At 61.9% G+C, this 13273-nt stretch carries 13 protein-coding genes; 9 read left to right on the top strand and 4 right to left on the bottom strand.

Annotated features, from left to right (window positions below):
• Window positions 1-13 precede the first annotated feature (13 nt).
• On the top strand, window positions 14-667 hold the full coding sequence (locus IFT59_RS02910) for an aminotransferase class IV family protein (RefSeq protein ID WP_192086047.1): 654 nt from the start codon (window positions 14-16) through the stop codon (window positions 665-667).
• Window positions 668-677: 10 nt separating this feature from the next.
• Here the strand turns inward: IFT59_RS02910 and IFT59_RS02905 are convergent, their stop codons facing one another.
• Entirely contained in the window at window positions 678-1010 is a 333-nt protein-coding gene (locus tag IFT59_RS02905; protein WP_192086046.1) for an Atu4866 domain-containing protein, read from the bottom strand.
• A 14-nt stretch (window positions 1011-1024) separates the two neighbouring features.
• On the bottom strand, window positions 1025-1744 hold the full coding sequence (locus IFT59_RS02900; RefSeq protein WP_192086045.1) for an SDR family oxidoreductase: 720 nt from the start codon (window positions 1742-1744) through the stop codon (window positions 1025-1027).
• A gap of 112 nt (window positions 1745-1856) precedes the next feature.
• Between IFT59_RS02900 and IFT59_RS02895 the strand changes: the two genes are divergently transcribed.
• The 6 genes from IFT59_RS02895 to IFT59_RS02870 all read left to right on the top strand — a co-directional run bounded on the left by IFT59_RS02895 (window position 1857) and on the right by IFT59_RS02870 (window position 9626).
• Window positions 1857-2747 carry a LysR family transcriptional regulator gene (locus IFT59_RS02895; RefSeq protein ID WP_192086044.1) on the top strand — a complete coding sequence of 297 codons (891 nt, stop codon included), beginning with the start codon at window positions 1857-1859 and terminating at the stop codon, window positions 2745-2747.
• A gap of 529 nt (window positions 2748-3276) precedes the next feature.
• On the top strand, window positions 3277-4725 hold the full coding sequence (locus tag IFT59_RS02890; RefSeq protein WP_092659833.1) for a homospermidine synthase: 1449 nt from the start codon (window positions 3277-3279) through the stop codon (window positions 4723-4725).
• 285 nt (window positions 4726-5010) lie between these two features.
• Complete coding sequence (gene omp10 / locus IFT59_RS02885; RefSeq protein WP_062460929.1) at window positions 5011-5373, top strand: outer membrane lipoprotein Omp10; 363 nt, start codon at window positions 5011-5013, stop codon at window positions 5371-5373.
• A gap of 222 nt (window positions 5374-5595) precedes the next feature.
• Window positions 5596-7755: a 5'-nucleotidase C-terminal domain-containing protein gene (locus IFT59_RS02880; protein WP_192086043.1), complete on the top strand. Its 2160-nt coding sequence runs from the start codon at window positions 5596-5598 to the stop codon at window positions 7753-7755.
• A gap of 132 nt (window positions 7756-7887) precedes the next feature.
• Complete coding sequence (gene hemH / locus IFT59_RS02875; RefSeq protein ID WP_062460932.1) at window positions 7888-8922, top strand: ferrochelatase; 1035 nt, start codon at window positions 7888-7890, stop codon at window positions 8920-8922.
• Between the two features lie 17 nt (window positions 8923-8939).
• The gene (locus IFT59_RS02870) at window positions 8940-9626 is read left to right on the top strand and encodes an SDR family oxidoreductase (protein ID WP_192086042.1); all 687 of its coding nucleotides are present in this window, start codon (window positions 8940-8942) and stop codon (window positions 9624-9626) included.
• Window positions 9627-9629: 3 nt separating this feature from the next.
• Here IFT59_RS02870 and queC read toward each other — a convergent pair whose 3' ends face one another.
• Window positions 9630-10340, bottom strand: a complete 711-nt coding sequence (gene queC, locus IFT59_RS02865) for a 7-cyano-7-deazaguanine synthase QueC (RefSeq protein WP_192086041.1) — start codon at window positions 10338-10340, stop codon at window positions 9630-9632.
• 148 nt (window positions 10341-10488) lie between these two features.
• On the opposite strand from queC, the gene IFT59_RS02860 reads away from it, so the two are divergent.
• Together IFT59_RS02860 and IFT59_RS02855 are read left to right on the top strand one after the other, a co-directional pair.
• Entirely contained in the window at window positions 10489-11526 is a 1038-nt protein-coding gene (locus tag IFT59_RS02860) for an SPFH domain-containing protein (RefSeq protein ID WP_092659823.1), read from the top strand.
• A 7-nt stretch (window positions 11527-11533) separates the two neighbouring features.
• Entirely contained in the window at window positions 11534-12013 is a 480-nt protein-coding gene (locus IFT59_RS02855) for an NfeD family protein (RefSeq protein ID WP_192086040.1), read from the top strand.
• Between the two features lie 14 nt (window positions 12014-12027).
• On the opposite strand, the gene IFT59_RS02850 is transcribed toward IFT59_RS02855, so the two are convergent.
• Window positions 12028-13023, bottom strand: coding sequence for a KpsF/GutQ family sugar-phosphate isomerase (locus tag IFT59_RS02850; RefSeq protein WP_062582344.1), 996 nt, complete (start codon window positions 13021-13023; stop codon window positions 12028-12030).
• Between the last annotated feature and the right edge of the window lie 250 nt (window positions 13024-13273).

Raw genomic sequence — 13273 nt, 5'->3', positions numbered from 1 at the left:
CGGAGGGGTTGCGATGTCTGTGAAGGCCAAGGGTCGCGGTGCAAAACCGGTGGATCTTTCGCTGATCGAAACCATGCGCTGGGAGCCGGGTTCCGGTTTTACCCGGATCGACCAGCATTTGCGTCGGCTGAACCGTTCAGCCGACGCCCTGGGCTTTCGCCCGGCCCCGCCAGACCTGATGAAACAGCTCCAGGCCGCGGTCGAAGGCGAGACGCCGCTTCGCGTGCGGCTGGAGATGACGTTCCGCGGCAAGGTCGAGATCGTCGCCACGCCGTTCGCGCCCGTTGCCAAGGACGCGATCTGGCGGATCGGGATCGCGCAGACGCGCCTGCCCTCGGATGATCCGATGTATCGCCACAAGACATCGCGCCGCGAAGTCTATGACGCCGCCCGCGCCGAATTCTCTGAAGATGTGGACGAGGTGATCCTGCTCAACGAACGCGCAGAGGTCTGCGAAGGCACGCGCACCAATCTCTTCGTGGAGCAGGCCGACGGCACGCTGACGACACCGCCGATCTCATCCGGTCTGCTTGCGGGGATCCTGCGCGGCGATCTGATCCGCGAGGGCCGCGCGAAGTCTGGCCTTGTGAAACAGACCGACCTTGCCGGGAAACGCCTCTTCGTCGGCAATTCCCTGCGCGGCCTGATCCGGGCCGAATTGGTCTGAAGCGAAGCCCCTACTGTTCCCGGTAAAGCACCATGCCCGCATGATGCAGCACGCCGTCGATGAAGTCGCCATCGGCGGTGAACCCGGTATCGTCCCAATAATCGATGTGATCGCCGGTCACGAGATACCGGCCCTGATACGCGCTTTTGCGAGAGCCGCGTGCTTCATCATAGCGGTTATCTTGCTGCAGCTCGTGGCGGATATGTCCGTCTGCCGTTACCCACATTCCGACGTAGGGATGCCTCGCGGGTTGGATCTTGTTGTCCATGATGTCCTCTGCATGGGAAGGAAGCGCCGCGCCAAAAGACGCGGCGGCAACGAGGAGGAGATGGCGGCGGTTCATGGCAGCCGTACCCTTCACTGCGCCCGCGTCGGGCGAACGACAATCTCGTTCACATCGACATCGTCGGGCTGCTCGATCGCGAAGCGCACGGCGCGACCGATCGCATCCGGCTTCAGGGCAATGGCGCGGTAGGTCTTCATGGCCTGGGCAGCCACGGCATCGGTGATGGTATCGGCAAGCTCGCTTTCCACCACGCCCGGATGGATGCAGGTGACGCGCAGATTGTCATGCTCCTGCCGCAGACCGTCGGAGATCGCCCGAACCGCGTATTTGGTGGCGCAATATACTGCAGCCGTGGGTGAAACACTGAGAGCGCCGACCGATGCGATATTGATGATCTGGCCTGAGCCCTGCGCCGTCATCTGCGGCAGTACGGCGGCGATGCCGTAGAGCACGCCCTTGATATTCACGTCGATCATCCGGTCCCACTCGTCGACCTTGAGCGACGACATCAGCGATAGCGGCATGACGCCCGCATTGTTGACGATCACGTCGACCCGGCCGAATTCCGCCACCGCCGCCTGCGCGAACGCCGCCACATCGGCGCGATCGGTGACGTCAAGCCTGCGTGTCGCGACCTTGGCGCCCAAGTCCCGGAGTTCCCAGGCGAGCTCCTCCAGCCGGTCCGTGCGGCGGGCGCCCAGCATCAGTGTCGCCCCGGCTTTTGCCAGTTCGCGGGCGATACCTGCACCGATCCCGCTCGATGCGCCGGTGATGAGAACAACCTTGTCCATGTGATTAGCTCCTTCGCTCTCCGCTTGCCTGCGGATTGCAAGGACCCTATTCCTCCTCCATTGTCGCGATAAGCCGCCTAGTTGTTTCCACAGTGGCAAGGAATTCTAACCAATGCCGACTGATTACAATGCGCTCGCGGTCTTCACGCTGGTTGCAGAAGAAAAAAGCTTTCGTGCCGCCGCCGACCGCCTCGGCGTCACCCGCTCGGCCGTCAGCCAGACGATCCGCCGGCTGGAAGAGACGCTCGGCATCGCGCTCGTTGCACGCACCACCCGCAGCGTTGCCCTGACGGAGGCGGGTGAGCGGCTCTATTCCGAGGTCGCGCCAGCGCTGTCGGAGATGCGCAGCGCCACCGAAGCGGCAGCAAACCTGCACGGACGTCCGCGCGGCCGCCTGAACCTTGCGGTCTCCTCCATTGCCGAGAGCTTTCTATCCGGCCCCGTGCTCGCGTCCTTCGCCGAGGAACATCCGGAGGTGACATTGCATATCACTGTGACCGACGAAGAATTCGATATCGTTGCGGAGGGCTATGATGCGGGCGTGAGGCTCGGCGAAGTCATCGCGCAGGACATGATCGCCGTGCCGGTTTCCGGAAACCAGCGCCAGATCGCCGTCGCCTCGCCGGGCTACCTCAAAGGCTACGGCACCCCAGCTCACCCACGCGAACTTGGCGTTCACCGTTGCATCGGGTGGCGGGCTTCCGTCCATCAGGCGCCCTATCGCTGGGAGTTTTCGCAAGACGGCAAGGAATTCTCGGTCGCCGTTTCTGACACCATCACCACGACCGACATGGCGCTGATGGTTCGCCTGGCCATTGCCGGCGCGGGCATCAGCTTCGGCATGGAAGAGAGCTTCCGCCCGGCGATCGCCACGGGCGAGCTGGTGCCGGTGCTCGAAGAATTCAGCCCGTGGTTTCCGGGCTTCTATCTCTACTATCCGAGCAAGCGGAACATGGCGCCAAAACTGCGCGCTCTGGTGGATCACCTGCAAGGGACCAGATGAGTGATGTCAGGCGGGCGACCGGGCGACAGCCACCGCCATGGTGCACCCAAGCGCCAGCACCAACCAGAACACGACCCACAATCCCCACGCCGGAAAAGCACGTGCCATCGACACGTTGCCGCGACGGATCCTGCTAAGCTTCGACGGCACCAGGATCGCCCCGATGCCCCCGCGCCCTGACCTATTCGGCGACAAGCGCAAACCGAATTTCAACATGACATTCCCCTGGTCGTTCCCAGCAGATTTTAGGGTGCGCGAAAACGGATCCAAGGGACAGGTGCTAGATTTAGCATTATCCACGCAAAACGGACCAACCGAGCGGAAACCACATTTTGGGCGCCCGGCGCGCCGGTCGGGCGAAAACAACCTCGGGACCGTTATTCCAGCGTAGGCCTCAAACGCGACCCCTTTATTGTGACGAAATTTTGTGATCTAGGCCGGGCATCAGATGCATGTCACACGGGTCCGTTACGCCTGCAAAACGCAGGCTGCGGCGGTGGAAGAGCAGTCGACCCATAGGGAGAATACGATGAAAGACGAGACCTATCCGGTATATGGCGAAATCACCGGTCCGATCGTGATGATCGGTTTCGGATCGATCGGCCGCGGCACGCTGCCGTTGATCGAACGCCATTTCAAGTTCGACAAGAGCCGGATGGTGGTTATCGACCCGCGCGAAGAGCCCTCCGACATGGAGATCCTCAAGAAGCACGGCATCCGTCACATCAAGGACCATGTCACCAAGGAAAACTACAAGGAGCTGCTGAAGCCGCTTCTGACCGAAGGCGAAGGCCAGGGCTTCTGCGTCAACCTGTCGGTCGACACGGGCTCGCTCGATCTGATGAAGATGTGCCGCAAGCTTGACGTCCTTTATATCGACACCGTCGTCGAACCCTGGCTCGGCTTCTATTTCGACAAGAGCATGAAGAACTCCGAGCGCACCAACTATGCGCTGCGCGAGACCGTGCGCCACGAGAAGAAGAAGAACCCGGGCGGCACCACGGCCGTTTCCACCTGCGGCGCAAACCCGGGCATGGTTTCCTGGTTCGTCAAGCAGGCGCTGGTCAACCTTGCCAATGACACCGGCCTCAAATTCGACGAGCCGGACCAGCACGACCGCGAAGGCTGGGCGAAGCTGATGAAGAAGCTGGGCGTCAAGGGCGTCCACATTGCCGAGCGCGACACCCAGCGCACCAAGAACCCCAAGCCGCTCAACGTGTTCTGGAACACCTGGTCGGTCGAAGGCTTCATCTCGGAAGGTCTGCAGCCGGCCGAACTCGGTTGGGGCACCCACGAAAACTGGATGCCGAAGAACGCCAAGAAGCACAAGAAGGGCTGCCAGGCCGCGATCTATCTCGAACAGCCGGGCGCCAACACCCGCGTTCGCACCTGGTGCCCGACGCCGGGTCCGCAATACGGTTTCCTCGTCACCCACAACGAGTCGATCTCGATCGCCGACTATTTCACCGTCGAAAAGGACGGCGAAGTCGTCTACCGTCCGACCTGCCACTATGCCTATCACCCGGCCAATGACGCGGTTCTGTCGCTGCACGAAATGTTCGGCAATGGCGGCACTCAGCAGCCCGTCCTGCACGTGCTCGACGAGCATGAACTGGAAGACGGTGTCGATGAACTCGGCGTGCTGCTCTACGGTCACGAGAAGAACGCCTACTGGTACGGCTCGCGCCTGTCGCTGGAAGAAACCCGCCGCATCGCGCCTTACCAGAACGCAACCGGCCTGCAGGTAACTTCGGCGGTTCTCGCCGGCATGGTCTGGGCACTCGAAAACCCGAAGGCCGGCATCGTCGAAGCCGACGAGGTGGATTACAAGCGCTGCCTCGAAGTGCAGATGCCGTATCTCGGCCCGGTCGAAGGCCACTACACCGACTGGACCCCGCTCGAAGGTCGCCCGGGTCTGTTCCCGGAAGACATCGACGAAAAGGACGCCTGGCAGTTCAAGAACATCCTGGTTCGCTAGGAATCAATGAGGGGGCTCGCGTCAGCCGCGGGCCCCACCCCCTCTCCCGCTTGCGCGGAGCGGAACCCCGCCTCGATCGCGCCTTGCGGCGGCAACTTGCGGCCTCTCCCAGGCCATGACGGGAAGAACCGGCTGGAGCGTATAAAAGCCACACCCGCGCCCGTTCTTCACAAAGCGAAAACTCCTGCCTGTCCCCAGTCTTCCCAATCCGCAGTCTTGCTTTACATAGGCTCCAGAAGGCATGGTTGCAGACCACAAGCCGGACCGAATCGCGGGAGACAGATCATGAACTTCAAAACGGGCCTCGTGCTCATTGCGGCAGCCAGCCTCACGGCCTGCGTCTCTTCTCCGCCGCCACGCATGGTATCAGCACCAGTGCAGCCGCAGGGCGTCGAGGGCGCATGGGTCGATCCGAACGGTATCGTCTCCACCTTCCAGGCGGGCACGTTCAACACCCGTGCAAGCGACAGCAACGCGCTTCTCGCCTCCGGCACCTATAACAAGCTCTCGCCGACGCTGGTCGAGATCAACATGACCTCGCTCGTGCGCAAGACGCAGTCGCGCGTCAACTGCTCGTTGGTCACCCAGAGCCAGCTGAACTGCACGCAGGATAGCGGTGCGCAGTTTTCGCTCGCCCGCCGCAGCTGATCGCCCAGCTTCACAGTCATTCCAGAGTTAGGGAGGGCCTCGCTTGATGCGGGGCCTTTCGCGTTGTGCGCGAGGGCGAATAGCTCTGGCCTTGTCACATTTACCTTGAAACCAGTTTTGCTTGGTGAAAACATGCGCTGCACAACGATCGTCACCATGGCGTGATACAAAAATCGGGAACATGCACGCCCACACGCGCGCAATCATAAAAGGAGAGAGATGATGATGAGAACTATCGGATTGGGGATCGTGACCGCATCGGTCATTGCCCTTTCGAGCGGCGTCGCGATGGCCGACTTCGAACTCAACATTCTCCACATCAACGACCTGCATTCCCGTATCGAGCCGATCAACAAATACGATTCCACCTGCACGCCGGCCGAGACCGAAAAGAACGAATGCTTCGGTGGCATCGCGCGCGTGAAGTCGGCCATCGACGCCCGCCGCAGCGAATTGCAGGGCAAGAACGTTCTCGTTCTAGATGCCGGCGACCAGTTCCAGGGATCGCTGTTTTACAGCACCTACAAGAGCGCGCCCGTTGCCGAATTCATGAACGGCATCGGCTTCGATGCGATGGCGATCGGCAACCACGAGTTCGACGACGGCCCGCAGGAACTGCTGAAGTTCATTACCGCGCTGAAGTTTCCGATCATTTCCGGCAATACCATCGCCAAGGCTGGAACACCGCTGGCCGACAAGTACAAGGGTTACGTGATCAAGGATTTCGGCGGCCAGCGTGTTGCCATCGTCTCCGTTCTCGCGAAAGATACGAGCGAAACCTCTTCGCCTGGTCCCGACATCACCTTCGAGGAAGAGATCACCTATGTGAAGAATGCCGTGGCTGATCTCCAGTCGCAGGGCATCAACAAGATCGTGCTCCTGTCCCATGTCGGCTACGTCAAGGACAAGGAAATCGCGGCAGCCGTTGCCGGCATCGACGTGATCGTCGGCGGCCACAGCCACACCTTCCTGTCGAGTACCGACCCCAAGGCATCCGGCCCCTACCCGACCATTGTCAAAAGCCCTGCCGGCGTCGATATTCCGATCGTGACCTCCTACGCCTACTCCAAGTATCTCGGTGATCTCTCCGTCGTGTTTGATGACAACGGCGTCGTGAGGTCTTCAGCGGGGGCACCGAAGCTGCTCGATTCCAGCGTTCCGCAGGACGCGGCGTTTGTCGCCAAGGTCAAGGAACTCGGCGGCCCGCTCGAAGAGATCAAGAAGAAGGTCGTCGGCTCGACCGAAGGCGTCATCGATGGCGATCGCCTCAACTGCCGCGCCAAGGAATGCACGATGGGCAACCTGCTTGCCGATGCACAGCTTGACCGCGTCAAGGATCAGGGCATCACGCTCTCCATCCAGAACGGCGGCGGCCTGCGTGCCTCGATCGATTCCGGCGAAGTGACGATGGGCGAAATCCTTACCGTCCTGCCGTTCCAGAACACGATCGCAACCTTCCAGCTGAAAGGCTCGGATGTCGTCACCGCCCTTGAAAACGGCGTCAGCCAGATCGACGACGGCGCCGGTCGCTTCCCGCAGGTGGCAGGCATGAAGTTCTCCTTCGACCGGTCGAAGTCGAGCGGCAGCCGCATCAGCGACGTTCAGGTCAAGGAAGGCGAGGCCTTCGTTCCGATCGACCCGAACAAGACATACGGCGTCGTTACCAACAACTACGTCCGCACCGGCGGCGACGGCTACAAGATCTTCAACACCGCGGCCGTCAACGCCTACGACTTCGGACCCAACCTCGAAAACGCCGTTGCCGACTACATCTCGGCCAACAGCCCCTACAAGCCCTATACCGATGGCCGCATCACCGACCTGACACCGGCAGACTACAAGCCGTTACCGAAGGCAGCTGCCGCCCCGGCACCGGCACCGGCTGCAACGCCTGCTCCGGCGCCTGCTACAACTCCTGCACCGGCTGCACCGGCAACGACGGCCCAGGCTCCTGCCACTCCTGCCCCCGCTGCCCCGGCTACCCCTGCACCGGCCACTCCTGCTACTCCTGCTCCGGCCACTCCTGCGCCAGCGGCACCGGCAACCCCGGCACCTGCGACCCCCGCACCAGCAGCACCGGCTCCTGCACCAGCCGCTCCAACCGCTCCCGTGCCCATGACAACGGAACCGGCAGCACCTGCACCAGCCGCACCGGCACCGGCCACCCCTGCACCGGCCACGCCGGCTCCGGCAGCTACAACGGCGTCCCCGGCTCCTGCTGGCCCGAGCAAATACACCGTGGTCAAGGGTGACTCGCTGTGGAAGATCGCCGAAAGCACCTATGGCGACGGCGAGAAGTGGATGGACATCTCCAAGGCCAATAGCCTTCGCAACCCGGATGTCATCCAGATCGGCAAGGAGCTGGAACTGCCGGCCAGATAAAATCGAAAGCGGGACAATTTGTCCTGATGCAACCGACGGCTCGGGGCTTCCCCGGGCCGTTGATTGTTTCTAAATAGAGCCAGACAATCCTCCGGCCGCATCCTGCGGTCGAACCCGATCGGAAGTGACCGCATGAATATCGTGCCCTCAAAACTGCCCACCGGTCATCCGAAGGTTACCTTCGGCAAAGTTGGCGTCCTGCTCGTCAATCTCGGCACGCCCGACGGCACGGACTACTGGTCGATGCGGCGTTATCTCGCCGAATTCCTGTCCGACAAGCGCGTGATCGAATGGTCGCGGCTGTTCTGGTATCCGATCCTCTACGGCATCGTCCTCAACAAGCGCCCGCAGAAGGTCGGCAAGGCCTATGAGGAGATCTGGAACAAGGATCTCGACGAGAGCTATCTGCGCACCTACACCCGCAGCCAGGGCGAGAAAATGGCCGAACGGCTGGCCGATCTGCCGAACGTCGTGGTCGACTGGGGCATGCGCTACGGCAAGCCCTCGATCGCCGAGCGCATGGATGCGCTGAAGGCGCAGGGCTGCGACCGGATCCTGCTGTTTCCGCTTTACCCGCAATACGCGGCTGCAACGACGGCGACCGTCAACGACAAGGCGTTCGAATACCTGATGAAGCAGCGCTGGCAGCCGGCCTTGCGCACGGTGCCAACCTATCACGATGACCCCGCCTATATCGTGGCGCTGGCCAATTCCGTTCGCCAGACGCTGTCGACGCTCGAGTGGGAACCGCAGCTGCTGATCACCTCGTTCCACGGCATTCCGCAGTCCTACTTCAAGGCGGGCGACCCCTATCACTGTTTCTGCTACAAGACCGCACGGTTGCTGCGCGAAGAGCTCGGCTATACCGAGAAGCAGTTGCGCCTGACCTTCCAGTCGCGCTTCGGACCCGAGGAATGGCTGCAGCCCTATACCGACAAGACGATGGAAACGCTTGCCGCCGAAGGCATCAAGCGCGTCGCCATCATGAACCCCGGCTTCGTCTCCGACTGCCTGGAAACGCTTGAGGAAATTGCCGGCGAGGCTGGCGAGATCTTCATGCATCACGGCGGCGAGAAATTCGTGCATATCCCCTGCCTCAACGACAGCGTCGACGGCATCAACGTGCTTGAGACGGTGGTTCGCCGCGAGTTGCAGGGCTGGGTCTGAGCTTTAGGGAGATCGCGATGAAGCGAGCCATCGTCACCGGCGGTGCCGGCCTGATCGGAAGCGGGATCTGCGCCGAACTGGCCGACCACGGTTTCGAGGTCGCCTCGTTCGACTTCAGCGAAACGGCTGATGTCCCGAAGGGCGTTCAGCCCGTCCTCTGCGATGTCTCCGACGAAGCCTCGGTCGAGGCAGCGTTCGCGCTGCTCGGCTGGGACAGTCTCGACCTGCTCGTCAACAATGCCGGCATCGCCAGCCCGAACCATGGCCCGATTGCGCAACTGTCGCTGGCCGACTGGCGCCGCGTGACCGATAGCCATCTCACCGGTGCCTTCCTGATGACCCGCGCTGCGGTGCCGCTGATGTCATCAGGTGGGTCCATCGTCAACATGGTGTCGACGCGCGCCTTCATGTCGGAACCGGATACGGAAGCCTATGCCGCGTCCAAGGGCGCATTGGTCGCCTTCACCCATGCACTTGCGATCAGCCTTGGCCCGAAAATCCGGGTCAATGCCATCGCGCCGGGCTGGATCACCAATGAGACGAAGCTGAGCGACGAGGACCACGCACAGCACCCTGTCGGCCGCGTCGGTCGCCCGAAGGACATTGCCGCCGCCGTCCTCTATCTGACGGGTGCCGGCTTCATGACCGGCCAGGTCCTGACCCTCGACGGCGGCATGACGAAAAAGATGATCTACGCCGAATAGCGCTTACCGCACTTCGTCGGCGCGAAACCCGTCCGTTGCAGCCTTCCAGAAATTGGCATCCTCATACTCGGTCGGATCCGCGACGCCAGCGAGATGAAACGCTTCGCGACGCTCGACGCAGGTGCCGCACCGGCCGCAATGGTTTTCGCCACCCTTGTAGCAGGACCAGGTGTCGCCGAACGGTGTGCCATGCTTCGCGCCGTCGGTGACGATATCGGCCTTCGACCCATTCACATAAGGCGCCAGCAGCCGCACCGAGGCGTATCCGTCGAGCGCGTGATCCTGCATCGTCTGGAACGCGTCGATAAAGCCCGGCCGGCAATCGGGATAGATGAAATGGTCGCCGCCATGGACGGCAATCGCCACCGCATCCGCGCTCTGGGCCGCCGCCACGCCGAACGCGACCGCGAGCATGATCGCGTTGCGGTTCGGCACGACGGTGACCCGCATCGTTTCCTCAGCGTAATGACCATCCGGCACGTCCAGATCGTCCGTCAGCGCCGATCCCGTCAGCTGGGCACCGATCGAGCGCATATCGATGATCTGGTGAGGTACGCCCAGCCGCAGCGCACAGGCCGCGGCATAGTCGAGTTCCTTCCTGTGTCGCTGGCCGTAATCGAACGAGACGAGCCCGATCAAATCCTGCTCGGCATCAATCTTGTGGGCAAGCGAAACGGAATCCAGTCCGCCGGAACAGACGACGATGGTCTTCATGGTTTTGGTCCTTGTTTTGTCGGGGTAGGCTGCGACCCGTGTGTCCGGCGGTTTCTAGTGCAAGAACATGCGCTTGTGAACACCTCCGCACATCTCTAGGGTTGTCGGGTATGAAACGAACGCAATTTATTGGGCAGGAGGCCTCTTCATGAGCCTGGACGGTTTCGACTATTTCGTCATCGGTATCGTAATCCTCGCGATACTGCTGCTCTTTGCCCTCGTGAAGACCGTGCCGCAGGGCTATAACTACACTGTCGAGCGGTTCGGCCGCTACACGCGCACGCTGGAGCCGGGCCTCAATATCCTGACACCGTTCATCGAGCGCATCGGCGCGCGGATGAACGTCATGGAACAGGTGCTCGACATTCCCACCCAGGAAGTCATCACCCGGGACAATGCCAGCGTTTCGGCCGATGCCGTCGCCTTCTATCAGGTGCTCAACGCCGCGCAGGCCGCCTACCAGATCACCAATCTCCAGCTCGCCATCCAGAACCTCACGATGACCAATATTCGCTCGGTCATGGGTTCGATGGACCTCGACGAGCTGTTGTCCAACCGCGAAGTCATCAACGAACGGCTGCTGCGCGTCGTCGACCAGGCGGTTCATCCCTGGGGCATCAAGGTCACCCGCGTCGAGATCAAGGACATCCAGCCGCCGGCAGACCTCGTGCAATCGATGGGCCGCCAGATGAAGGCGGAGCGCGAGAAGCGCGCCCAGATCCTCGAGGCCGAAGGCTCGCGCAATGCGCAGATCCTGCGGGCCGAGGGCGCGAAACAGGCAGCCGTGCTGCAGGCCGAAGGCGAGCGCGAAGCAGCGTTCCGCGATGCCGAGGCGCGCGAGCGTCTTGCAGAAGCCGAAGCGCGCGCGACGCAGGTCGTCTCCGAAGCAATCGCCTCCGGCAACGTGCAGGCGATCAACTACTTCGTGGCGCAGAAATATACCGAAGCTCTGGTCGAGATCGGCAAGGCGAACAATTCCAAGATCGTGCTGATGCCGCTTGAAGCCTCGTCGCTGATCGGTTCGCTCGGCGGCATCGGCGCCATCGCCAAGGAAGTCTTCGGAAATGGCGACGGCCCTGCCCCGGCAGCGCCCCGCACGCAACCCGGCCAGCCTTCGCGCACCACCCGCAGCACGCCCAGCGTGACCGCTGTCATCCCGCCCTATACGCCCTCCTCCGACAAATGAGGCTGCAATGATCATCGATCTGGTACGCAGCCTCGGCTCGTGGAGCTGGTGGCTCCTCGGCCTCGTCCTGCTCGCAGCAGAACTGGCCGTTCCCGGTGCCTTCCTGATCTGGATCGGGCTTGCTGCCATCATCATCGGCACGCTGTCTCTGGCACTCTGGGATACCGGCATCTGGACCTGGCAGGTGCAGCTTCTGCTGTTTGCCGTGCTAGCGGTCGGATTGGCGGTGGTTGGGCGTCGCTTCTATTCCGGCCGTGGCGGCGAGAGCGATCAGCCGAACCTCAACCGGCGTGGCGAAAGCCTCGTCGGGCGCACCGCAACGCTGCACGAGCCGATCGCGGAAGGTCGCGGACGGATCAGGCTTGATGATACGTGGTGGTCGATCATCGGGCCGGACCTGCCAGCCGGCACTCAGGTGGTGATCATCGAATCAAATGGCCGCGATCTTCGCGTCGAAGCAACCGCGACCGTCTTGCGTCCCACCTGAAACTCAGATGGGTTTCAGGCGACGCCGACGCGCAGCAGATCGTGGAAATGGACGATGCCGATCGGGCGCTGATCTTCGCCGACGACGAGAAGTGCACCGATACTGTACTGGTTGAGAAGCGCAAGAGCCGCAGTCGCCAGCGTATCCTTGCCGACAGTCTTCGGGCGCACGGTCATGACCTCGTCCACGGGCATCTTCGTCAGGTCGACATCGAGATGGCGCGCAATATCGCCATCGGTGACGACGCCGACAAGCCGGCCCTCATCATCGGTAACACCGACGCAACCGAACCGCTTGCGCGACAGTTCCTGCACCGCTTCCGGCATCAGAACGCCCTGGCGCACCAACGGAATGCTGTCGCCGACATGCATGAGGTCGCTGACATGCGACAGCATGGCGCCGAGCTTGCCGCCAGGATGATAGACGCGGAAATCGGTTGCCGAAAAACCGCGCGCTTCCAGCAGCGCAACAGCAAGCGCATCGCCCATCGCAAGCTGCATCAGCGTCGAGGTGGTTGGAGCCAGTCCGTGCGGACAGGCTTCCTGTTCCTTCGGCAGAAGCAGAACGACATCTGCCGCTCTGCCGAGCGCTGAGACCTCACCAGACGTGAGTGCGATCAAAGGAATAGAAAAACGACGGGTGAACGATACGATCCCCTGCAACTCGGCGGTCTCGCCGCTCCAGGACAGCGCCAGCACGACATCGCCGGGCGCAATCATGCCGAGATCGCCGTGGTTTGCTTCGACCGGATGCACGAAGAAGGCCGGCGTTCCTGTCGAGGCAAAGCTTGCAGCGATCTTCTTGCCGATATGGCCGCTCTTGCCGATGCCGGTCACGATGACACGACCGCTGATGCCGCCGATCAGCTCGGCCGCTGCGCGGAACGGGCCGCCAAGGCCATTCTGAAGGGCATGATCAAGGGCTACAAGGCCCTGTTTTCCAAAGGCAATCGTCCGCAGGGCGGAATCAATGACATCGACCTCTGCGGCCTGCAACGCTCTCTTTATCATGTCGCAGGCTTAGCGCTTTTTCCTGGTCAAGTCCATCGCATTAGCCGCTGAGCAAGTATTGCGGACTTCGAGAAAACAATGCGTCGATCTTCGAAACCGGTCGCTGGCTAGAGCGTCGCTGAGCAAGGAAAGGACCAGGCAACGGGAAATCGCACGGCTGTTGGCGTACATCACTGACGCGCTCAGCGTTCCAAGATATTCGCGGAATAAATACGTCCAACGGCCCCCAGCACACTGCAGCCTGATGACG

The sequence above is a fragment of the Rhizobium sp. CFBP 8752 genome (assembly GCF_014842035.1).
Classification (GTDB): Bacteria; Pseudomonadota; Alphaproteobacteria; order Rhizobiales; family Rhizobiaceae; genus Neorhizobium; species Neorhizobium soli.
Note: the sequence above shows the minus strand (reverse complement) of the source record. Positions and strands in the feature narration are given on the sequence as shown.